This window comes from Ornithinimicrobium pulveris (genome assembly GCF_050261105.1).
Classification (GTDB): domain Bacteria; phylum Actinomycetota; class Actinomycetes; order Actinomycetales; family Dermatophilaceae; genus Ornithinicoccus.
Genome location: NZ_CP189837.1, coordinates 2,166,936 through 2,186,848 on the forward strand (window position 1 = coordinate 2,166,936; position 19,913 = coordinate 2,186,848).

Genomic DNA, 19,913 nt, shown 5'->3' on the forward strand with positions numbered 1-19,913 from the left:
GGGTTGGGTGTATGCAGAGTCGCCCCGGGCCGGAGACCGACCAGACTGCCTCGGGCCTGGCGGGTGGACCGCCAACGGGGGTGCGTTACCGGCGGGTCGAGCCGACCACGCCGGTGGCGGGGCGGGAGGTGGAGGACGCCACCACCTGGCTGGGTCTGCTCCGCTCCCCCGAGCCGCTGCACAACCTGCGCCTGCAGGGGCTGGACCTGACGGCCGACAAGGACCTGCTGCTCGCCCGCGAGGACCTGACCGACATCGTGGTGCTCGGCGGGGTGCTCGACCACGACGTGGAGGAGCACCTGCGCGGGCTTGGGGCGATCATCTTCCCCAGCGATCCGCGGGCGCCCGTCGACCCCTATCGCGCGCGTCTCTACACCGCCCAGGAGCTCTATGCCGGGCTGGAGGACGAGGGGTATGACGCGACGCTGGACGCACAGGCGTACCGCTGGTTCGAGGATGCGACGGTCCGCCACGACGTCTACGCGACGGTGCTGCGCGCGATCCACGACGATGCGATGTCCGACGCGCTCACCGCCGTGGTCGAGGGGCGCCGCGTGGTGGGCGTGATGGGCGGGCACGCGCTGCGGCGTGGGACCGCCGAGTTCGCCGCGGCCGCGGAGTTGGGGCACCGGCTGGCCGCGGCCGGGGTGCTGGTGGTCACGGGCGGTGGCCCGGGCGCGATGGAGGCGGCCAACCTCGGGGCGTGGGCCCCCGACGAGCAGTCGTTGCAGCAGGCGCTGGACGCGGTGGCCGAGGTGCCGGACTTCGCCCCCGAGATCGGGGACTGGGTGCGGCCAGCGCTGGCGCAGCGCACGGGCGAGGGCCGCCCGGCTGGTCCCCGACAGGTCAAGAGCCTGGGCATACCGACCTGGTACTACGGCCACGAGCCGCCCAACGCCTTCGCCCAGCTGATCGCCAAGTTCTTCTCCAACGCCCTGCGCGAGGACCTCCTGCTCGCCCACTCGCGGGACGGGTTGGTGGTCCTGCCCGGTGCCGCCGGAACGGTCCAGGAGGTCTTCCAGATGGCGACCCGCCTCTACTACGAGGTGGACGCCGAGGAGCGAGAACTCACGCCGATCGTGCTGGTCGGCCGCGAGCACTGGACGCAGCGGCTGCCGGTGTGGCAGCTGCTCCAGGCCTTGGGTGCGGGTCGGCGGATGGCTGGCGCGCTGCACCTGGTCGACAGCATCGAGGAGGCGGTGGCCGTGCTGGCCGAGTCCCTCGACCGACCGGCGGCCGCCGCCGAGCCGGTGCCGGACCAGGGACCCGGGACCGCGTTGCCCGAGCGGTGAGCACCGCGGGACACCGGTGACGCGTCCCGGGCGACGTGCGTGCCCGGGGCGAGATGCGTCATACGGTCGCGGCCAGCTGTCCGCAGGCGCCGTCGATCTCCGAGCCTCGGGTGTCGCGGACCGTCGTGGGGATGCCGTGCGCCAGCAGCCGTTCGACGAACTGCTGCTCCACCCCCGGCCGGGAGGCGGTCCACTTCGAGCCCGGCGTCGGGTTGAGCGGGATCGGGTTGACGTGCACCCAGCCGCGGCCGCGGGCGTTGAGCTTCTCACCGAGCAGGTCGGCGCGCCAGGCGTGGTCGTTGATGTCCTTGATCAGGGCGTACTCGATCGAGACCCGCCGCCCGGTGGTCTCGAAGTAGCGGCGCGCGGCGTCCAACGCCTCGTCGACCTTCCAGCGGGTGTTGATCGGGACCAGCTCATCGCGCAGTTCGTCATCGGGGGCGTGCAGGGACAGGGCCAGGGTGACCGGGATCCCTTCCCCCGCCAGCTTGTCGATGGCCGGGACCAGGCCGACGGTGGACATCGTCACGCCCCGTGCCGACATGCCCAGGCCCTCGGGGCTGGGGTCGACAAGTCGGCGGATCGCGCCGATCGCGGCCTTGTAGTTGGCCAGCGCCTCGCCCATGCCCATGAAGACCACATTGGAGACGCGCAACGCCTCGGCGGTGTCTCCCTCCCCGGTCTCACCGCCTGCCAGGTCCCCGTGGCGCAGGGCCCGGGCGGCCGCCACGACCTGCTCGACGATCTCGGCGGTCGACAGGTTGCGGGTCAGGCCCGCCTGGCCGGTGGCGCAGAACGGACAGTTCATCCCGCAGCCGGCCTGGCTGGAGATGCACATGGTGACCCGTCCGGGATAGCGCATCAGCACCGACTCCACCATCGCGCCGTCATGCAGGCGATGCACCTGCTTGAGGGTGGCTCCCCCGTCGGCCTCAAGGGTGCGGACCGGGGTCAGCAGCGGTGGGAGCAGGCCAGAGACGAGGTCGGCCCGGCCGTCCTTGGGCAGGTCCGTCATCTGCTCCGGGTCGGTGGTCAGCCGCTCGAAGTAGTGCCGGCTGACCTGGTCGGCGCGAAAGCCAGGGATGCCCAGCTCCGTCGCCCAGGCCTTGCGGCCGGCCAGGTCGAGGTCGGCCAGATGCTGCGGAGCCTTGCCCCGCTTGGGCGCGGTGAAGGTCAGCGCGCCGGGCGCGGGTCGGGAGGCGGTCGGGGTCGGCAGATCGGTGCTCATCACTGCCTAGTCTCCCAGAGGTTGACCTCAGAGGAGGAGTTCGAACAGCGCCCAGCAGATGGGGACGGTGATCAGCAGCGAGTCCAGCCGGTCCATGATGCCGCCGTGGCCGGGCAGCAGGTTGCCCATGTCCTTGATGCCGAGGTCGCGCTTGATCGCTGACTCGGCCAGATCCCCCACGGTGGCGAAGCAGGCGGCGACGGCCCCGATCACCGCACCGGCCCACCAGGAGCCGTTCAGCAGGAAGACCACGGCCAGGGCGCCGGTGATCCCGCTCGTGAGCACCGAACCGGCGAAGCCCTCCCAGGACTTCTTCGGGGACAGCGAGGGCGCCATCGGGGTGCGCCCGCGGAGCACGCCCACGGCATACCCACCCGTGTCGCTGGCCACCGTGACCAGGATGAAGGTGATGATCCGCCCGGCTCCGTCGGGAGCGGCGATCATCAGGGAGGTGATGGCGCACAGGAGCGGGACGTAGGCCACCAGGAAGACGCCGCCGGCCACATCGCGGGCGGCCCCAGGGGCGGGTCCTACCGATCGCCAGAGCAGGACGAGCCCGACCGCGGCGGCGAAGCCGATAGCCAGTGCCTCCGCGCCCCACAGATAGGCCACGGGCACCAGGCCGACGGCGGCCAGGGCAGGGATGAGGGGCGGGTTGATCCGACCGGCGCGCAGGGCTTGGTCCAGCTCCAGCACCCCGAGGAGCGCGGCGATGGTGACCAGCGCGACGAAGGCCCAGCTGTAGACCAGGATGCTGGCCAGCACCAAGCCGCCGAGCAGGACTCCGACGCCGATCGCGGCCGGCAGGTTGCGCCCAGCCTTCGGGGTCGGGTTGTCCTTCTCGGCGGTCGAGCGGGCACGGTAGGTCCGCCTCGACTCGGGAGCCGCCGCCTCAGGTTCGGACATCGCTGTCAGGAAGGGTTCTGCGGCGCTCAGACCTCGAGCAGCTCGGTTTCCTTGTGCTTGAGCACCTGGTCCACGTTCTCGACGTAGCGCTTGGTGAGCGCCTCGAGCTCCTTCTCGTTGCGCGCGCCTTCGTCCTCGCCGACCTCGCCGTCCTTGACGGCCTTGTCGATCGCGTCCTTGGCGTGGCGTCGCACGTTGCGGATGGAGACCTTGGCGTCCTCGCCCTTGCGGTGGGCGAGCTTGATGTACTCCTTGCGGCGCTCCTCGGTCAACTGGGGCATGACGATGCGGATCGCGTTGCCGTCGTTGCTGGGGTTGGCGCCCAGGTCGGAGTCGCGCAGCGCCTTCTCGATGTCCTTCATCGCGCTCTTGTCATAGGGCGTGATGAGCAGGGTGCGGGCGTCCTGGACGGTGAAGGAGGCCAGCTGCTGCATCGGGGTCGGGGCGCCGTAGTAGTCCACCTCGACCTTGCTGAACATCCCCGGGTGGGCCCGGCCGGTGCGGATCGAGGCCATGTCCTCGCGCGCCACCTCCAGGGCCTTCTCCATCTTCTCCTCGGCCTCCATGAGGGCCATCTCGATGACCTCGGACATGCTCGAACGCTCCTTCGTCGGGTACTGCTCAACAGCTGGTAGTACGAAATCTGGTGCGGCGCCGGGCGCCACGGGGGTGGGTCAGCCGGCGACGACCCTCGTCCCGATCTTCTCACCCCGCAGGGCGCGGGTGATGGAGTCCTGGCCGTCCATGCCGAAGACGAGCATCGGGAGCTGGTTGTCCATGCACAGGCTGAACGCGGCCGCATCGACGACCCGCAGGTTGTCGGCGAGGGCCTCGGAGAAGGTCAACTCCTCCAGCTTGACCGCGCTGGGGTCGGTGCGGGGGTCGGCGGTGTAGACACCGTCGACGCCATGCTTGCTCATCAGCACCGCGGTGCAGCCGATCTCCAGGGCGCGCTGCGCGGAGACGGTGTCGGTGGAGAAATACGGCATCCCGGCGCCAGCGCCGAAGATGACGACGCGGCCCTTCTCGAGGTGGCGGATGGCCCGCCGCGGGATGTAGGGCTCGGCCACCTGACCCATCGTGATCGCCGTCTGCACGCGGGTGTCCACGCCCTCCTTCTCCAGGAAGTCCTGGAGGGCGAGGCAGTTCATCACGGTGCCGAGCATCCCCATGTAGTCGGCGCGCGCCCGCTCCATGCCGCGCTGCTGCAGCTCGGCGCCCCGGAAGAAGTTGCCGCCGCCGACGACGACCGCGATCTGGACACCGTCGCGCGAGGCGACGGCGATCTGCTTGGCGATCCCGCGCACCACATCGGGGTTGACACCGACGCTGCCACCGCCGAAGGCCTCACCGGAGAGCTTGAGCAGCACCCGCCGGGGCCCGGAACCAGGCTGCTCGGCGGCGTCGGTGGTGGTGTCGCTGGTGGTGTCGGTGGATAGCGTGGCGGAGGTGCTCAAGACAAGCTCCTTCTCGTGGGGTGCGGGCGGGCGGCGAGACCGCGCAGTCGCTCGATCCTGCCACACCTGTGGCGTGAGAGACGGACGGACTGGGGTAACGGGCTGGGGGTATGCCGTGGGGCCGGCTCCGAGTCGGAACCGGCCCCACGTCATGACGGCTGAGTCAGCCTGTGCTCAGACGCCGACCTTGAACCGGGCGAACCCGGTGACGTCGGCGCCAGCCTCCTTGGCGACCTGCGCCACAGTCTTCTTGTTGTCCTTGGCGAACGCCTGGTCGAGCAGGACGTTCTCCTTGAAGAAGCCGTTGACGCGACCCTCGACGATCTTGGGCAGCGCCTGCTCGGGCTTGCCCTCCTCGCGAGCGGTCTCCTCGGCGATACGACGCTCGTTCTCGACGGTCTCGGCGTCGATCTCCTCGCGGGTCAGGACCGAGGGGGAGAAGGCCGCGACGTGCATCGCGATGTCGCGGGCGACCTGCTGGTCGCCACCGGAGGTGGCCACCAGGACACCGATCTGCGCGGGCAGGTCGGGGTTGGTCTTGTGCAGGTAGGAGACCACCTGGTCCCCGGTGACACGCGCCACCCGACGGACCTCGATCTTCTCGCCCAGCGAGGCGTTGGCCTCGTCGATGACGTCCTTGACGGACTTGCCGTCCAGCTCGGAGGCCAGCAGCGCCTCGGCGTCCTGCGCCTCGACGGCCACTGCCTGGTCCAGCAACTGGTCGGCCAGCTCACCGAACTTCGGGTTCTTGGCCACGAAGTCGGTCTCGCAGTTGACCTCGACCAGGGTGCCGACGCCACCGTCGACGTGCGCCCGGACCAGGCCGTTGGAGGCCGACCGGCCCTCGCGCTTGGTGACGCCCTTCAGACCCTTGACGCGCAGGATCTCGGTGGCCTTGCCCAGGTCGCCCTCGGCCTCGTCCAGGGCCTTCTTGACGTCCATCATGCCGGCGCCGGTGGACTCGCGCAGGGACTTGATGTCAGCGGCGGTGTAGTTCGCCATAAGTGCTGTGTCGCTCCTTGGTTGCGTGCGGAAGGTGGGTGATCAGGACTCGGTGGTCGACGCGGACTCGAGCGCCTCGGTGGCCTGGGCGGCCTCCTCGACCTGAGCCTCTTCGACACCCTCGACCTGGGCCTCGGCCTGCTCGGTGGCACCGGCGGCCTCGACCTCGGCGCCCTCGACCTGCTCGGCCTCGGTGGTCGCGGCAGCGGCCTCGGCGGCGCCCTTCTGCTCGGCCTCGGCACCAGCCAGGAGCTCGCGCTCCCACTCGGCCATCGGCTCGGCCTCGGCGTCGACGCCCTCACCGGAGCCACCGCCGGAGCGGGACATCAGACCGTCGGCGACAGCGTCAGCCACGACTCGGGTCAGCAGGGTGACCGAACGGATGGCGTCGTCGTTGCCGGGGATCTTGTAGTCGACCTCGTCGGGGTCGCAGTTGGTGTCGAGGATCGCGATGACCGGCAGACCGAGCTTGCGCGCCTCGGTGACCGCCAGGTGCTCCTTCTTGGTGTCGACGACCCACACGGCCGAGGGCACCTTCTGCATGTCACGGATACCGCCGAGCGCCTTGCTCAGCTTGTCGTACTCGCGACGCATCATCAGGAGCTCCTTCTTCGTGCGGCCGCTGCCGGCCACGTCGTCGAAGTCGATCTCCTCGAGCTCCTTCATGCGCGCCAGGCGCTTGGAGACGGTCTGGAAGTTGGTGAGCATGCCACCGAGCCAGCGGTGGTTCACGTAGGGCATCCCGACCCGGGTCGCCTGCTCGGCGATGGACTCCTGGGCCTGCTTCTTGGTGCCGACGAACAGGATCGACCCACCGTGGGCGACCGTCTGCTTGACGAAGTCGTAGGCCTCGTTCAGGTAGGTCAGCGACTGCTGCAGGTCGATGATGTAGATGCCATTGCGCTCGGTCATGATGAAGCGCTTCATCTTGGGGTTCCAACGACGGGTCTGGTGCCCGAAGTGGACGCCGCTCTCCAGGAGCTGGCGCATGGTGACGACGGCCATGCCGTGGTCTCGCTTTCTGTTGCAGGTGCAGTTGTTGTCCTGGCCCGGGGACGCTCCCCACCCTCGGGACCACCACCAGGGTGTGCCGTCGGGACCGCGAGGTGCGCCGTCGTCAGTGACCGACCCTGAGACCTGCTCAGGAGGTGTGTCGACCGCGCCCGGGCGCGAATTCGTGCGGCATGGGACACACCGCACGTTCCTCCATCGTACCGGACCAGTGCAGATGGTCCGGACCGCTCCCCCTGTCGTTACGGTGGGAGCCATGGCCACCGACCCGCTCGTCCAGCGTCTCCGACCCTTCGGCACCACGGTCTTCGCAGAGATGACCCAACGTGCGCTGCAGTTCGACGCGGTCAACCTCGGGCAGGGCTTCCCGGACACCGATGGCCCCCAGGAGATGCTCAACCTCGCGGCCCGGTCGCTGCACGAGGGCTACAACCAGTACGCACCCGCCCGTGGCCTCCCGGTGCTCCGCGAAGCTGTCGCTGAGCACCAGGACCGGTTCTACGGCATACAGGTGGACCCGGACCGGGAGGTGCTGGTGACCGTCGGAGCCACCGAGGCGATCGCCGCCAGCCTGCTGGCGGTGGTCGAGCCCGGCGACGAGGTGGTCATGGTCGAGCCGTACTACGACTCCTACGCCGCCTGCATCGCGCTCGCCGGGGGCGTGCGCCGCACCGTGCCGCTGCTCTTCCCCGACCTGACCCTGGATCTGGATGCCGTGCGATCGGCGGTGAACGAGCGCACCAAGGTGCTCCTCCTCAACACCCCGCACAACCCGACGGGCAAGGTGTTCACGCGGGAGGAGTTGAGCGCGCTGGCCGAGATCGCCCGCGAGCACGATCTGCTGGTCATCTCCGACGAGGTCTATGAGCACCTCGTCTTCGACGGCCTGGAGCACCTGCCCATCTCCACCCTGCCCGGGATGGCCGAGCGGACCCTGACCATCTCCTCGGTGGGCAAGACCTTCAGCCTGACCGGGTGGAAGACCGGGTGGCTGACCGGCCCGGCCGAGCTGGTCGCCGCGGCCGCCGCGGTCAAGCAGTTCCTCACCTTCGTCGGGGTGACCCACGTGCAGCCGGCGGTGGCGCACGGGCTGCGGATGCCGGAGGAGTTCTTCACCGGGTTCGCCCGCGAGCTGCAGGGCAAGCGGGACCTGCTGGTCGAAGCGCTGGGGGAGGTCGGGGTCCCGGTGAGCCCGTGCCAGGGCACCTACTTCGTGATCGCCGACTTCGCCGGTCATGACGTGAGCGACGCCGTCGACTTCTGCCGGCGGCTGCCCGAGGAGATCGGTGTGGTCGGGGTCCCGGTCTCGGTCTTCTGCGACGACGCCGAGCCGGTCGCCTCGCTCGTCCGGTTCGCTTTCTGCAAGCAGGAAGAGGTCCTGCGTGAGGCGGCGCGTCGGCTCCAGGGTCTGTCCTCCGGCTGAGACCCTGCCCGTATGCCGCGCACCCCACCTTCGCCGCAGCCCCGCGACCCGGCGGGTGGGTTGGACGCGTTCGGCCACCACCTGCGGGTGGAGAAGGGACGCTCCGAGCACACGGTGCGTGCCTATCTGGGCGATGTCTCCGCGTTGCTGGACCACCTGGCCGCGGACGGGGTCACCGACCTGGGGGACGTGCGGCTCGCCGACCTGCGCTCATGGCTGGGCGCGCAGGGTGCCGGTGGAGCGGCGCGGTCCACGATCTCGCGTCGCGCAGCGGCGGTCCGCACCTTCTTCCGGTGGGCAGTCCGGACGGGGCGACTCGGGCAGGATCCGTCCCTGCGACTGGTGGCCCCAGGCCGGGACAAGCATCTGCCGGGTGTGCTCCGCCAGCCGCAGGCCGCAGAGCTGATGGAGCTGGCCGCGGTGGCCTCCGACGACGCCGACCCGATCCATGTGCGCAACCGCGCGATGCTGGAGCTGCTCTACGCCTCCGGGATGCGCGTTGGTGAGCTCACCGGTCTGGACATCGACGATGTCGATCTCGAGCTGGCGACCGCCAGGGTGCTCGGCAAGGGCAACAAGGAGCGCATCGTGCCCTTCGGCAGCCCTGCCAGCGAAGCGATCACGGCGTGGCTGTCGGTGGCTCGCCCGCACCTGGTGACGGCAGAGTCGGGGCCGGCGCTCTTCCTCGGTCGGCGCGGCCGTCGGGTGGATCAGCGCCAGGTACGGTCCAGCCTGCAGGGGCTGCTGGAACACCTGCCGGACACGCCGGCCATGGGCCCGCACGGTCTGCGACACAGCGCCGCCACGCATCTGCTTGATGGCGGTGCGGATCTGCGGACCGTGCAGGAGCTGCTCGGTCACGCCAGCCTGGCGACCACGCAGATCTACACCCATGTCTCGGTGGATCGCCTGCGGGCGGCCTACCAGCAGGCCCACCCTCGAGCCTGAGCGATCCGATGCCGGTGCGCTGGCCTCAGTCGCCCATCGGCAGCAGGGACAGCGTCACCCCGAGCAGCAGCGGGGTCGGGTCGACATAGTCGCTCCCCCGTTTCGCCCCGAGGTGGAGGCACGGCCGCGTCAGACAGTGGCCACCGATGTCGAGACGACCGATCTGCTGTCCGCGGGCGACCCTGGTCCCGCGTTCAGGTCGATCCGTGACCGGCTGATAGGTGGAGCGAAGCCCGTCCGCGTGGGTGACCGAGACCGTGCCGACACCGGCGATCTCGCCGCTGTGGGTCACGACGCCGGCCTCGACCGCGAGGACCGGTTGATCGGTCCTCGCCGACAGATCGACGCCCCGATGCCCAGGCAGCCAGCGTTGGGCCGGCGGGTCGTAGGGCCTGATGATCTCCGGTCGAGGTTCGAGCGGCCAGGCCCACAGCGCCGTGCGATCGCGGTCCATGGTCAGCTGCTGAGCGGCTGTGGGCCGCTGCAGACCCACAGCGCCGAGACCCCACGCCACGTCCAGGACATGCGATAACGGCGTCTCCTGGTCCTCCCGCGCCACGGGCGTACCACTGCCGGGAATGCCACTGCCGGGAATGCCACTGCCGGCAGCCGCGAGCGGGTGCGGGGCAGGGGCTGTGACCGCTGGACCAGCCGTCGGCACGACACCACCCAGGACGGCGAGGAGCAGGGCCAGCGCGGCCATCAGGGAGCTCATGCTCCGCCCCTCCTCTTCCAACCGTCCAGCAACTGCTCGGCCAGACCACGCTGCTCCAGGTCACCCAGCGCCGAGAGCACCTCCGCCAGCCCGAGCCCGGAGCGCACCATCAGCTCATCGACGCTGAGCGAGGTGCGCGGCCGCAGCCACTGCCAGACCCTGCGGATCTCCGGCTCCAACTCATCACCGTCCCGATCGGCTCCTCGCTTCGGGCTGGTCAGGTCCTCCCCCATCCGTCCGATCATCTCGGCCACCTCGGCGGCGTCGGTGACCAGGGTGGCCCCGTGCCGGATCTCCTCGTGGCAGCCGGCGGAGAGCGCTGAGGTCACCGGTCCGGGCACCGCCATCGCGTGCCGTCCCAGATCCCGGGCGTAGCGCACGGTCGTCCGGGCCCCCGAGCGCAGCCCGGCCTCGACCACGACGGTGCCGAGCGAGAGGGCGGCAATCACTCTATTTCGTGCCAAGAACCGCATCCGAGCTGGCGCGCCGCCCGGTGGGCTCTCGCTGACTAGGGCTCCGTCGGAGGCGATCTTGGCGATCAGGTCGCTGTTGGCCCGTGGATACGGCACGTCCACCCCGCCTGCGAGCGCCGCGACCGTGCGCCCACCGGCATGCAGCGCGGCGCGGTGGGCGACGGCGTCGATCCCGAGGGCCGCGCCAGAGATGATGGTGTAGCCCTTCTCGGCGAGGGTGAAGGCCAGCCGCGCCGTCGCCTCGTCACCGTAGGAGCTGCTGGCCCGTGCACCGACGACCGCGACCGAGCGGTCAACCACCTGGTGCAGGCGCAGCGGGCCGCGGACCCAGAGGCACCAGGGCGGTTGTTCCAGCTCATCCAGCACGTCGGGCCATTCCTCATCCCCAGGCACCAGGATCCGGCAGCCGAGGGTCCGCGCGATGGCGCCGTCATCCTGACGCAGGCTTGACTCCAGCCGTGCCTGCATCCGGGTGAGCGGGACTCCGTCCGGGGTCCGCCCGTCGCTGACCGCGTAGCCGACCAGGTCGAAGATCCCGTGCTCAGCGACCAGACCTTGAACCTTCTCGTCGTAGGGCTCAGCGATGCGGGAGAGCAGGAGCCGCGCTCCGCGCTCATCCAGCTCCCGGGCAAGCCCAGCGTTCCGGCCGGAGGTGGTCGGGCTCATGCGGCGTTCACCCCCGCGATCTGACGTAGCGTCATGGCTTGGTGCACCTGGCTCGAGCGGGGTCGGTCCAGGCCGGACAGATCGGCCAAGGTCCACGCCACCCGCAGACAACGATCGAGCCCACGCAGGGTGAGCGTCCCCTCATCGAGCGCGCGATCGAGCGGAGCCCGCTCAGCGGACGGCAACTGCCACCGCCCCTGGCGCAGCTCCGACCCGGGGGCCTCGGCATTGAGGCTCCACGGCTCGTCCCGCCATCGCTCACGCTGGCGGGCCCGGGCCTCAAGCACCCGTTGGGCGACGACGGAACTCGGCTCGCCGGGCCCCAGGGCGAGATCGGAGCGGGCGACCGCGCTGACACCGACCTTGAGATCCATCCGATCCAGCAGCGGTCCGGACAACCGCGCGAAGTAGCTCGCGCGGCGTGCGGGAGGGCACGTGCACCCCCGGGGTCCCCCGCTGCCACACGGGCAGGGGTTGGCGGCCAGCACCAGTTGAAAACGCGCCGGCATCCGCACGTGTCGATCGGCTCTGGCGATGACCACCTCGCCCGACTCGAGGGGCTGGCGGAGACCGTCCAGGACGTCGCGCCGGAATTCCGGCGCTTCATCCAGGAAGAGCACCCCGCGGTGGGCACGCGAGACCGCGCCCGGCCGCACCGCCCCGGATCCGCCCCCGATCACCGAAGCCATCGATGCGCTGTGGTGGGGAGCAACGAAGGGCGAGCGTCGCACCAAGGCATCTGCGCCATCCAGCGCACCGAGGACCGAGTGGATCGCCGTCACGGTCAGCGAATCCGAGGCGCCCAACTCCGGCAGGATCCCCGGCAGCCGCTCGGCCAGCATGGTCTTGCCGGCGCCGGGCGGACCGACGAGCAGCAGGTGGTGACCGCCCGCCGCGGCCACCTCGAGGGCACCCCGAGCCGCCGCCTGCCCGACCACATCACGCAGGTCCTTGACCTCGGGCACTGGCCGCAGCCGGGTCAGCGGCCTGGGCAGCTCGAAGCTCACGCCCTCCGCCCTCGCTGTATAGAAGGCCAGCACCTCCGCCAGGGTGCGCACGGCCCGCACCCGCACGCCTCGGACGAGCGCGGCCTCGGTGGCGCTCTCGAGCGGGACCATCACCTCCGTGATGCCCGCTTCGGCCGCCGCCACGACCATCGGCAGCACCCCGTTGACGGACCGGATCGTCCCGTCCAGGCCCATCTCCCCCACGTGGGCGACATCCTCAATCACGTGCGGCTGCAGGTGCCCTGCCGCTGCCATCATCGCGACCGCGACCCCAAGGTCCAGACCCCCGCCGGTCTTGGGCAGGGCGGCGGGCGAGAGGTTGAGCGTCCACCGCCGGGGCCGCATGTCCAGGTTGAGGTTGACGATGGCGGGTCGGACGCGGTCGGGGGCCTTGCGACAGGCCGCATCCGCGACCCCGCTGACGATCATCGCCGGTATGCCATCGCTCACCTGAGCCTCGACCGTCACCACATTGCCCTCCACCCCCGACAGGGTCAGGGCTGCCGTTCGCGCGAATCCCATCAGGCCACCGCCTCGAGGTGCTCCAGCTCAGCTTCGCGGTCCCTGGGCAGCAGGACCCCGATCAGGTCGATGCGGAAGCTGGCACCACGTTGCCCGTGGGCCTCCAGCCACGCCCACGCGAGGCGTCGCAATCGCCGTGCCTTGTCCACCCCGACGGCCTCGACCGGGAACCCGAACCGCGTCGAGCGTCGGGTCTTGACCTCGCAGAAGACCAACCCACCTCGCGGGTCCCGAGCCACGACGTCCAACTCGCCCTCGGGGCAGCGCCAGTTGCGCTCCAGCACCTCCCAGCCGAGCTTCACGAGGTGATCGCACGCCCGGTCCTCTCCCCGGTCACCGACCCCACGTGCCTCGCGCCACGGCATACCCGTGCCCGTCATGTCCCCTCCTGCGTGTCGTCCTACGTCCTCCGCCTGCAGCCCCAGCCAAACCTGGCCCGGCCGCGTTGACCAGCCCCGCCAGCGCACCTGTGGAAGGCACCCCTGGCCACCCCGACCATGTGGACGACCCTGCTCAGCGGAGCCGGATGAGAGAACTTCACCGAGATCTCAGGGACGTCTCACAGCAGCCCGTCAGAGTTCGGAAACAGCACGAGGCGGCCCGCCTCGTCCCAAGGGGAAAGGACACGCCATGTCTCGCTCGTTCCTCGCCTCCGTGGCGACCGCTGCTCTCGTCGGCGCCGGCCTGCTGGCCACCGCCGCCCCCGCCCAGGCCGGTGACCTCACCTGCCGCACCTCGATCGGTGCCCGCACCATCGATGGCAACGTGATCGTCCCCGCCGGCGCCACCTGCAAGCTGACCGGCACGAAGGTCAAGGGCAACGTCCTCGTGCGCTCCAACGCCAACGTCTACCTCGACAAGGCCCGCATCGACGGCAACGTCCAGGCCGTCTCCCACAACCGTGTTGACATCCGCAACCGGTCGGTGATCGACGGTGATGTGCAGCTCTCGAAGGGCCGGTTCGCCGTGGTGACGCGCAGCACCATCGACGGCAACATCCAGTCCAAGAACAACCGCGGCACCCAGACGGTGACCTACAACACGGTCGACGGCGACATCCAGTTCTTCAGCAACCCGGCCGGCACCAAGACCATCAGCTACAACACGGTCGACGGGAACCTGCAGTGCAAGAGCAACACCCCGGCCCCGATCGGCAAGGGCAACAAGGTGGACGGCAACAAGGAAGGCCAGTGCCGCAACCTCTGAGCGCCCGCGCCTGACACTCCGCTCGCTCCCCACGGCGCAGCCCCGGTCATCGGACCGGGGCTGCGTCGCGCTCCCGGCAACTCATCCCGCCGCCACGCCGTCCGGCACCGGCTCATTCGTGCCCGGGCGCGACTGAGCCGGTCGTCCCCGCGCGTGTCGCGGGACGACCTGCGCACGCTGCCCCATCCGGCGCGCTCAGCGCCCGAAGGGTGGCTCCTTGGGCACCTCGAGCTCACTCTGCGCGAGCTCCTCGACGTTGACGTCCTTGAAGGTGATGACCCGCGCCTTCTTGACAAAGCGCGCCGGCCGGTAGACGTCCCAGACCCAGGCGTCGGTCATCGTCACCTCGAACCAGGTCTCGCCGTCGCCCGTGCGCACCTGCAGGTCGACCTCATTGGCCAGGTAGAACCTGCGCTCGGTCTCGACGACGTGCGAGAAGAGCCCGACGACGTCGCGGTACTCGCGGTAGAGCGCGAGCTCCATGTCGGTCTCGTACTTCTCCAGGTCCTCGGCGCTCACTCAGGCGCTCCCTTCGTCCTCGTAGGTGCCGGTGATCCGCCAGCTGCGGCGGTGGTGCTCGGTGGGCCCCAGCTGCCGCAGGGCCTCCAGGTGGTCGGGGGCGGCATAGCCCTTGTTGTGGTCCCAACCGTATGCCGTGTGCTCGGGGGCGAGCTCCAGCATCAGGGCGTCCCTGCTCACCTTGGCCAGAACGGAGGCCGCGGCGACCGAGGAACACCTCATGTCGGCCTTGATCATGGTGCGCACGGGCGGGGAGGGTGGAGCATCGTCGTCCTCGAGCAGACCCAGCAGACCTTCCCGCGCGGGGTCGGTCAACCAGTCGTGATTGCCGTCCAGCAGCACCAGGTCGGGCGTCGCGGACAGCTGCGCCAGCGCTCGCTGACCCGCCAGCCGCAGCGCAGCCATGATCCCGATCTCATCGATCTCATCCGGACCGGCATGACCCACGCCATACCCCAGACACCATCGCTGGATGCGGGGAACGAGGCGCTCGCGGGCGGCGGGTGCCAGGAGCTTGGAGTCGCGCACTCCGGTGGGTGCGCTGCGGCAGGTCTCGTCGATCGCCACCACCCCGACGCTGACCGGACCGGCGAGCGCGCCCCGGCCGACCTCGTCCATGCCGACGAGCACGCCATATCCCTCACGCTGGAGGGTGCGTTCCACCCGCAGGCTCGGTCGAGCCGGGCCGCGCCTCGTCACGCGGACGGATCGCCCGGCCGCGGTTGTCCGGGTCACGGAGACGGTGGTGGTGGCGCTGCGTGCGGTCATGGTGCTGCGGGCTCGGGGATGGCCTCGTAGGTGTCCGGCGTCTGGAACCAGGTCGCGTGGTTCAGCGGGAAGAGGAGCACGAAGGCCTGCCCGACGACATTGTCCCGAGGGATCGAACCGGTCGCGCCGGTGCCGTCGTCATGCGCCCGGGAGTCGCGGGAGTTGGACCGGTGATCCCCCAGCACCCAGATGTGGTCCTCGGGGACCGTGATGTCGAAGGGCATCGTGCTCGGCTCGTCGCCGGGATAGAGGTAGGTCTCATCCAGCGGGTGGCCGTTGACCGTGATCCGGCCATCGTCATCGCAGCAGACCACATGGTCACCGCCCTCGCCGATCACCCGCTTGATCAGGTGGTTGCCCTCGGCGACCGGGGCCACCCCGACGAACTGCAGCCCGGAGAAGACGGCGTTGAGCACCGGGCCGCGATCCTTGGGCACGTGCGGCGGCAACCAGCCGCCCGGGTCCTCGAAGACCACGATGTCGCCGCGTTCGACCGCCATCGGGCCGGCCTGGATCTTGCTGACCATCACGCGGTCGCCGTAGACGAGGGTGTCCTCCATGCTGCCGGAGGGGATCCAGAAGGCCTGGGCGATGAAGGTCTTGATGATGAACGAGATCACCAGGGCGGTCACCGCGATGAAGAAGACCTCGCGCACGCCGTGCCAGAAGCCGCCCTTGCGCTCGTCGTCCTGCGCGTCGCTGGTCCGCGTGCCGTCGCCCTCGCGCACGCCGTCCCTGCCCGGTTCGCTCACCGTTGCCTGCCGTTCTGTCATTCGTCACTCACGAGCTGTCGATCGTCGTCTGCCGCACCTGCCCGGGCGCCCAGCACACCGCGACGCGCTCTCTCATGACCCTAACCCGCGGGGCCGACAGAACGACGATCCCCCGCCGGGCCCTGTGGGGCCGGACGGGGGATCGTGGTGCAGGTGCTGCTGCGTCAAGCGTGGGGCGCGCGGGCTCAGGCCTGCTCGGCGTTCGCCTTGGCGGCCTTGGTCGGCACGCTGTCGCGACGCTCGCGGATCTTGGCAGCCTTGCCGCGCAAGTCGCGCAGGTAGTAGAGCTTGGCACGACGGACATCACCGCGGGTGACGACCTCGACCTTCTCCACGTTCGGGGAGTGCACCGGGAAGGTGCGCTCGACGCCGACGCCGAAGGAGACCTTGCGGACGGTGTAGGTCTCGCCGATGCCGCCGCCGTGGCGACGGATCACGACGCCCTTGAAGACCTGGACACGGGAGCGGTTGCCCTCGATGACCTTGACGTGGACGTTGACGGTGTCGCCGGCGCGGAACTCCGGGATGTCGTCGCGGAGGCTGGCCGCGTCGACGAAGTCGAGCTTGTGCATGTTCGTCTCTCCTGTCGCCGGTGCCACAGGTCACCCACGACGCTCTGGTGCCGGGGATCGGCACGTGGTGTCGGCATGTCGTCGCTCGCCTCCGCGCCGCTCGGGACACTCCCCCTGTGGCAGGGGTCCGAGCACGGGTGGTGCGGGACGGGACGCGAGGATCAAGTCTGCCAGAGGGCACGGGGCTCGACCAAACCCGCACGGGCCTTCGTGAGAGCCACCGGGGCGCCACTACGCTTGAACCCGTGCTGGTGCTCACGTTGCTGACCGCGCCCGACCGACCCGACCTCTCCCCCGCCGCTCTCGCGGACCTGCCCGCCCACTGGGGCGTCGGCGAGCCACGCTGGCTCGCCGACGGCGTGGCCGTGGAGACCACGATCGCGGCGGGCGAGATCCCCGACCTCTGGGATATCTGGCCGACGTGGCAGGAGCGTGGGATGGACCTGGTCGTGCAGCCGGCGGAGGGACGGCGCAAGCAGGTGCTGCTCTCCGACATGGATTCGACCATGATCCAGCAGGAGTGCATCGATGAGCTCGCCGACGTGGCTGGCTTCGGGGAGCGGGTCTCCGCCATCACCGCCCGCGCGATGAACGGTGAGCTCGACCTCACCGAAGCCACGCTGGCCAGGGTCGCGCTGCTGGAGGGCCTGCCGGTGTCGGTCGTGGATACCGTGCTGGCCGAGCGGATCACGCTGATGCCTGGTGGTGCCGAGCTCGTCGGCACGATGCGAGCCAAGGGTGCCTACACGGCGCTGGTGTCCGGCGGCTTCACCCCTTTCACGGCCGCGATCACCGATCAGCTGGGCTTCCACGAGCACCGGGCCAATCTCCTCTTCGACGATGGCGAGCGCTTCACCGGGAAGGTCCAGGAGCCGGTCGTGGGCGCGCAGGCCAAGGTGGAGGCGCTCGAGCAGATCACCCACCGTCTCGGCCTGACGCCGCAGGACGCCATCGCCGTTGGTGACGGCGCCAACGATCTCGGGATGCTGGGGCGGGCCGGGATCGGCGTCGCCCTGCACGCCAAGCCAGCGGTCCAGGAGCGCTGCGACGTGCGCCTCAACCACGCCGACCTGACCGGCGTGCTCTACCTGCAGGGCTACCACCAGGACGACTTCGTCCGCCCCTGACGCGCCCGCCGTGACGAGTCAGTGCCCCTCGGCGGTGTCCTTGAGATAGGCCTGCATCAGGTCGGGCCGACGGGCAGCCGTGCGGCCCAGCCGCTGCTGCTGGCGCCAGGCCGCGATCTGCCCGTGATGCCCGGAGAGCAGCACCGAGGGCACCTCGTGCCCCCGCCACTGGGCAGGCTTGGTGTAGACGGGGTACTCCAGCAGCCCCCCGGTGTGCGACTCCTCGTCCAGGCTCGCCTCGTTGCCGATCACGCCGGGCACCAGCCGGGCGATCGCCTCGGCCATCGCGAGCACCGCAACCTCGCCCCCGTTGAGCACGTAGTCACCCAGGGACAGCACCGAGAGCCGGTGGCGCGCACCGAACTCCTCGTAGACCCGCTCGTCGATCCCCTCGTAGCGACCGCAGCAGAAGACCAGCCATTCCTCCTGGCTCGCCAGCTCCTGGGCGATCTGCTGGCTGAACGGCTGCCCGCCCGGCCCCGGCACGATCAGGTGCGGGTCGCGCCCGGGGAGGACACGACATACCTCATCCAGGGCCTCGCCCCAGGGCTCGGGACGCATGACCATCCCGGCCCCGCCCCCGTAGGGCGTGTCATCCACGGTGCGGTGGCGGTCGGTGGTCCAGTCCCGCAGGTCGTGGACGTGCACGTCCAGCAGACCCTCACGCCGGGCCTTGCCGATCAGCGACAGGTCCAGCGGCGCGAGATAGTCCGGGAAGATCGTGATGACATCGATCCGCAGCGTCATGAGCGGCCCAGCTCAAGCAGACCCGGCGGCGGGTCGATGACGATCCGGCGGGCGTCCTCGTCGATCTCCGGGACGAGGTCATCGACGAAGGGCACGAGCACGGGCCCCCCGGGGGTCTGCACCTCAAGCAGGTCCTGAACATCCCGCAGGTGCAGCGCGGCGATCGTGCCGACCGCTGACCCGTCGGGCAGCACGACGGCAAAGCCCAGCAGGTCCTCCTCGCGCCAGCCCTCGTCGTCATCCGGCTCCTCCGCCTCGGCCACGAGCAGGCGCGTGCCGCGCAGCGCCTCGGCCGCGTTGCGATCGGTGTGCCCCTCGAAGGCGAGCAGGTAGATGCCCTGGTGGATCCGGACCCCGCGCAGCGTGAGCGGGCCGCGCCCGGCGGGCTCGGTCGCGAAGCTGGCGCCGGTGACGAACCGACCCTCGGGGTCATCGGTGTGGACCTGGACGGTCACCTCGCCGCGCAGGCCGTGCGGCTTGCCGATCCGGGCGGCAACATAGCTCGCGCCCGTGTTCGTGTTCGGGGACTGGGGGTTGCTCATCGATTCCTCCAGGAAAGCGACGGCCCGCCCGGTGCGAGATGCTCCGGGCGGGCCGATCGTGTGCGTGGGTGGTGCGTGGGTCAGCGCAGCCGGTCGGTGTCGACGATGTCGACGCGGACCTTGCCGCCACCAGCCAGGGCGCTGACCACCGTGCGCAGGGCGCTGGCGGTGCGGCCGCGGCGGCCGATCACCCGACCGAGGTCGTCGGGGTGGACCCGGACCTCGAGGATGTCGCCGTGACGGGCGTTCTTGGTGCGCACCACGACGTCACCGTCGTGGTCGACGATGCCCTTGACCAGGTGTTCCAGGGCCTCCTCGAGCACGATCAGGCCTCGGCCTTGTCGGCGTCGCCCTCAACGGCCTCGGTCGCCTCGGTGTTCTCGGCAGGCGCCTCGGTGGCCTCCTCGGCGGCGGGAGCCTCGGCGGGCTCCTCCGCGGGGGCCTCCTCGGCGGGAGCCTCAGTCTCCTCGGCAGCCTTCTCGGCCTTCTTCGGGGACTTCTTGGTCCGGGTCTCGGGGGCGGCGGAGCCGTCCTCACCCTTGTCGGCCTTGGCCAGCGCAGCCTCGTAGAGGGACTTCTTGTCCGGCTTGGGCTCCTTGACCTTCAGGGTGCCCTCGGCACCCGGCTCGCCCTTGAACTTCTGCCAGTCACCGGTGATCTTCAGCAGCGCCGCGACCTGCTCGGTGGGCTGGGCGCCGACGCCGAGCCAGTACTGCACGCGCTCGGAGTCGATGTCGATGAGCGAGGGCTCCTCGGTGGGGTGGTACTTGCCGATCTCCTCGATCGCCCGGCCGTCGCGCTTGGCGCGCGAGTCCATGATGACGACGCGGTAGTACGGTGCACGGATCTTGCCCATGCGCTTGAGACGAATCTTGACAGCCACGAGGGGTGTCTCCTTGTTCTGTGTTGTGGGCACGGCGAGACCGCACGCGGATCGGTGCGGGGAGTCGTGGCCCGGTGTGTAGGCGTCCGGTCCGAACCACCAGGGCCGGACGGGTACAGCGATCTA

Annotated in this window: 22 protein-coding genes and 1 pseudogene; 5 read left to right on the forward strand and 18 right to left on the reverse strand. The window is 70.2% G+C overall.

Translation table 11 applies throughout. The features are described from left to right. Positions 1 to 11: 11 nt before the first annotated feature. Positions 12 to 1,292, forward strand: coding sequence for an LOG family protein (locus ACQBAT_RS10075; RefSeq protein ID WP_420746500.1), 1,281 nt, complete (start codon positions 12 to 14; stop codon positions 1,290 to 1,292). 58 nt (positions 1,293 to 1,350) lie between these two features. Here ACQBAT_RS10075 and rlmN read toward each other — a convergent pair whose 3' ends face one another. The 6 genes from rlmN to rpsB all read right to left on the reverse strand — a co-directional run bounded on the left by rlmN (position 1,351) and on the right by rpsB (position 6,890). Beyond that, positions 1,351 to 2,520: a 23S rRNA (adenine(2503)-C(2))-methyltransferase RlmN gene (rlmN, locus tag ACQBAT_RS10080; RefSeq protein ID WP_420746501.1), complete on the reverse strand. Its 1,170-nt coding sequence runs from the start codon at positions 2,518 to 2,520 to the stop codon at positions 1,351 to 1,353. Positions 2,521 to 2,547: 27 nt separating this feature from the next. Continuing rightward, the gene (locus tag ACQBAT_RS10085) at positions 2,548 to 3,426 is read right to left on the reverse strand and encodes a phosphatidate cytidylyltransferase (protein ID WP_420746502.1); all 879 of its coding nucleotides are present in this window, start codon (positions 3,424 to 3,426) and stop codon (positions 2,548 to 2,550) included. Positions 3,427 to 3,452: 26 nt separating this feature from the next. Further along, positions 3,453 to 4,019, reverse strand: coding sequence for a ribosome recycling factor (gene frr, locus ACQBAT_RS10090; protein WP_420746503.1), 567 nt, complete (start codon positions 4,017 to 4,019; stop codon positions 3,453 to 3,455). Positions 4,020 to 4,100: 81 nt separating this feature from the next. Beyond that, positions 4,101 to 4,796, reverse strand: coding sequence for a UMP kinase (gene pyrH, locus ACQBAT_RS10095; protein WP_420746621.1), 696 nt, complete (start codon positions 4,794 to 4,796; stop codon positions 4,101 to 4,103). Positions 4,797 to 5,057: 261 nt separating this feature from the next. After that, positions 5,058 to 5,885 (reverse strand): translation elongation factor Ts, encoded by an 828-nt coding sequence (gene tsf, locus ACQBAT_RS10100; protein ID WP_420746504.1) that lies wholly within the window; start codon positions 5,883 to 5,885, stop codon positions 5,058 to 5,060. Positions 5,886 to 5,927: 42 nt separating this feature from the next. Continuing rightward, complete coding sequence (gene rpsB / locus ACQBAT_RS10105) at positions 5,928 to 6,890, reverse strand: 30S ribosomal protein S2 (protein WP_420746505.1); 963 nt, start codon at positions 6,888 to 6,890, stop codon at positions 5,928 to 5,930. Between the two features lie 262 nt (positions 6,891 to 7,152). Between rpsB and ACQBAT_RS10110 the strand changes: the two genes are divergently transcribed. After that, entirely contained in the window at positions 7,153 to 8,319 is a 1,167-nt protein-coding gene (locus tag ACQBAT_RS10110; RefSeq protein WP_420746506.1) for a pyridoxal phosphate-dependent aminotransferase, read from the forward strand. A 12-nt stretch (positions 8,320 to 8,331) separates the two neighbouring features. Continuing rightward, positions 8,332 to 9,267, forward strand: coding sequence for a tyrosine recombinase XerC (locus ACQBAT_RS10115; RefSeq protein ID WP_420746507.1), 936 nt, complete (start codon positions 8,332 to 8,334; stop codon positions 9,265 to 9,267). A gap of 25 nt (positions 9,268 to 9,292) precedes the next feature. Here ACQBAT_RS10115 and ACQBAT_RS10120 read toward each other — a convergent pair whose 3' ends face one another. The 4 genes from ACQBAT_RS10120 to ACQBAT_RS10135 are packed head-to-tail and all read right to left on the reverse strand — an operon-like array spanning position 9,293 to position 13,030. Next, the gene (locus ACQBAT_RS10120; protein WP_420746508.1) at positions 9,293 to 9,982 is read right to left on the reverse strand and encodes a M23 family metallopeptidase; all 690 of its coding nucleotides are present in this window, start codon (positions 9,980 to 9,982) and stop codon (positions 9,293 to 9,295) included. Next, on the reverse strand, positions 9,979 to 11,121 hold the full coding sequence (gene dprA / locus ACQBAT_RS10125) for a DNA-processing protein DprA (protein ID WP_420746509.1): 1,143 nt from the start codon (positions 11,119 to 11,121) through the stop codon (positions 9,979 to 9,981). Before dprA ends, ACQBAT_RS10120 begins: the two co-directional genes overlap by 4 nt. Further along, complete coding sequence (locus ACQBAT_RS10130) at positions 11,118 to 12,650, reverse strand: YifB family Mg chelatase-like AAA ATPase (RefSeq protein WP_420746510.1); 1,533 nt, start codon at positions 12,648 to 12,650, stop codon at positions 11,118 to 11,120. Before ACQBAT_RS10130 ends, dprA begins: the two co-directional genes overlap by 4 nt. After that, the gene (locus ACQBAT_RS10135; protein WP_420746511.1) at positions 12,650 to 13,030 is read right to left on the reverse strand and encodes a YraN family protein; all 381 of its coding nucleotides are present in this window, start codon (positions 13,028 to 13,030) and stop codon (positions 12,650 to 12,652) included. The genes ACQBAT_RS10130 and ACQBAT_RS10135 overlap by 1 nt, the downstream gene beginning before the upstream one ends. A 250-nt stretch (positions 13,031 to 13,280) precedes the next feature. Here ACQBAT_RS10135 and ACQBAT_RS10140 point away from each other — a divergent pair, with 250 nt between their 5' ends. Further along, positions 13,281 to 13,856, forward strand: coding sequence for a hypothetical protein (locus ACQBAT_RS10140; protein WP_420746512.1), 576 nt, complete (start codon positions 13,281 to 13,283; stop codon positions 13,854 to 13,856). Positions 13,857 to 14,051: 195 nt separating this feature from the next. Here ACQBAT_RS10140 and ACQBAT_RS10145 read toward each other — a convergent pair whose 3' ends face one another. The 4 genes from ACQBAT_RS10145 to rplS form a co-directional block, all read right to left on the reverse strand. Continuing rightward, a complete protein-coding gene (locus ACQBAT_RS10145; RefSeq protein WP_420746513.1) occupies positions 14,052 to 14,375 on the reverse strand; it encodes a DUF2469 domain-containing protein in 324 nt (107 codons plus the stop codon). Next, entirely contained in the window at positions 14,376 to 15,143 is a 768-nt protein-coding gene (locus tag ACQBAT_RS10150; protein ID WP_427197678.1) for a ribonuclease HII, read from the reverse strand. It abuts the gene before it with no gap. After that, the gene (gene lepB, locus ACQBAT_RS10155; protein ID WP_420746515.1) at positions 15,140 to 15,895 is read right to left on the reverse strand and encodes a signal peptidase I; all 756 of its coding nucleotides are present in this window, start codon (positions 15,893 to 15,895) and stop codon (positions 15,140 to 15,142) included. Before lepB ends, ACQBAT_RS10150 begins: the two co-directional genes overlap by 4 nt. Before the next feature lie 206 nt (positions 15,896 to 16,101). Beyond that, positions 16,102 to 16,488, reverse strand: coding sequence for a 50S ribosomal protein L19 (gene rplS / locus ACQBAT_RS10160; protein ID WP_420746516.1), 387 nt, complete (start codon positions 16,486 to 16,488; stop codon positions 16,102 to 16,104). Between the two features lie 245 nt (positions 16,489 to 16,733). Here rplS and serB point away from each other — a divergent pair, with 245 nt between their 5' ends. Continuing rightward, positions 16,734 to 17,615, forward strand: coding sequence for a phosphoserine phosphatase SerB (serB, locus tag ACQBAT_RS10165; RefSeq protein WP_420746517.1), 882 nt, complete (start codon positions 16,734 to 16,736; stop codon positions 17,613 to 17,615). Between the two features lie 54 nt (positions 17,616 to 17,669). Here the strand turns inward: serB and trmD are convergent. The 4 genes and pseudogenes from trmD to rpsP all read right to left on the reverse strand — a co-directional run. Further along, a pseudogene (gene trmD / locus ACQBAT_RS10170) lies at positions 17,670 to 18,362 on the reverse strand (tRNA (guanosine(37)-N1)-methyltransferase TrmD); the annotation flags it as partial. Next, positions 18,359 to 18,904 (reverse strand): ribosome maturation factor RimM, encoded by a 546-nt coding sequence (rimM, locus tag ACQBAT_RS10175; protein ID WP_420746518.1) that lies wholly within the window; start codon positions 18,902 to 18,904, stop codon positions 18,359 to 18,361. The gene rimM and the pseudogene trmD, both read right to left, overlap by 4 nt. Positions 18,905 to 18,984: 80 nt before the next feature. After that, the gene (locus ACQBAT_RS10180; protein ID WP_420746519.1) at positions 18,985 to 19,227 is read right to left on the reverse strand and encodes an RNA-binding protein; all 243 of its coding nucleotides are present in this window, start codon (positions 19,225 to 19,227) and stop codon (positions 18,985 to 18,987) included. A 2-nt stretch (positions 19,228 to 19,229) separates the two neighbouring features. Next, complete coding sequence (gene rpsP / locus ACQBAT_RS10185; protein ID WP_420746520.1) at positions 19,230 to 19,787, reverse strand: 30S ribosomal protein S16; 558 nt, start codon at positions 19,785 to 19,787, stop codon at positions 19,230 to 19,232. Between the last annotated feature and the right edge of the window lie 126 nt (positions 19,788 to 19,913).

What these genes read in the sequence shown, in the direction of transcription:
- ACQBAT_RS10075 (WP_420746500.1), top strand. Translation starts at nt 12, where the DNA reads ATGCAGAGTCGCCCCGGGCCGGAGACCGACCAGACTGCCTCGGGCCTG.
- rlmN (WP_420746501.1), bottom strand. Translation starts at nt 2,520, where the DNA reads ATGAGCACCGATCTGCCGACCCCGACCGCCTCCCGACCCGCGCCCGGC.
- ACQBAT_RS10085 (WP_420746502.1), bottom strand. Translation starts at nt 3,426, where the DNA reads ATGTCCGAACCTGAGGCGGCGGCTCCCGAGTCGAGGCGGACCTACCGT.
- frr (WP_420746503.1), bottom strand. Translation starts at nt 4,019, where the DNA reads ATGTCCGAGGTCATCGAGATGGCCCTCATGGAGGCCGAGGAGAAGATG.
- tsf (WP_420746504.1), bottom strand. Translation starts at nt 5,885, where the DNA reads ATGGCGAACTACACCGCCGCTGACATCAAGTCCCTGCGCGAGTCCACC.
- rpsB (WP_420746505.1), bottom strand. Translation starts at nt 6,890, where the DNA reads ATGGCCGTCGTCACCATGCGCCAGCTCCTGGAGAGCGGCGTCCACTTC.
- ACQBAT_RS10110 (WP_420746506.1), top strand. Translation starts at nt 7,153, where the DNA reads ATGGCCACCGACCCGCTCGTCCAGCGTCTCCGACCCTTCGGCACCACG.
- ACQBAT_RS10115 (WP_420746507.1), top strand. Translation starts at nt 8,332, where the DNA reads ATGCCGCGCACCCCACCTTCGCCGCAGCCCCGCGACCCGGCGGGTGGG.
- ACQBAT_RS10120 (WP_420746508.1), bottom strand. Translation starts at nt 9,982, where the DNA reads ATGAGCTCCCTGATGGCCGCGCTGGCCCTGCTCCTCGCCGTCCTGGGT.
- dprA (WP_420746509.1), bottom strand. Translation starts at nt 11,121, where the DNA reads ATGAGCCCGACCACCTCCGGCCGGAACGCTGGGCTTGCCCGGGAGCTG.
- ACQBAT_RS10130 (WP_420746510.1), bottom strand. Translation starts at nt 12,650, where the DNA reads ATGGGATTCGCGCGAACGGCAGCCCTGACCCTGTCGGGGGTGGAGGGC.
- ACQBAT_RS10135 (WP_420746511.1), bottom strand. Translation starts at nt 13,030, where the DNA reads ATGACGGGCACGGGTATGCCGTGGCGCGAGGCACGTGGGGTCGGTGAC.
- ACQBAT_RS10140 (WP_420746512.1), top strand. Translation starts at nt 13,281, where the DNA reads ATGTCTCGCTCGTTCCTCGCCTCCGTGGCGACCGCTGCTCTCGTCGGC.
- ACQBAT_RS10150 (WP_427197678.1), bottom strand. Translation starts at nt 15,143, where the DNA reads ATGACCGCACGCAGCGCCACCACCACCGTCTCCGTGACCCGGACAACC.
- rplS (WP_420746516.1), bottom strand. Translation starts at nt 16,488, where the DNA reads ATGCACAAGCTCGACTTCGTCGACGCGGCCAGCCTCCGCGACGACATC.
- rimM (WP_420746518.1), bottom strand. Translation starts at nt 18,904, where the DNA reads ATGAGCAACCCCCAGTCCCCGAACACGAACACGGGCGCGAGCTATGTT.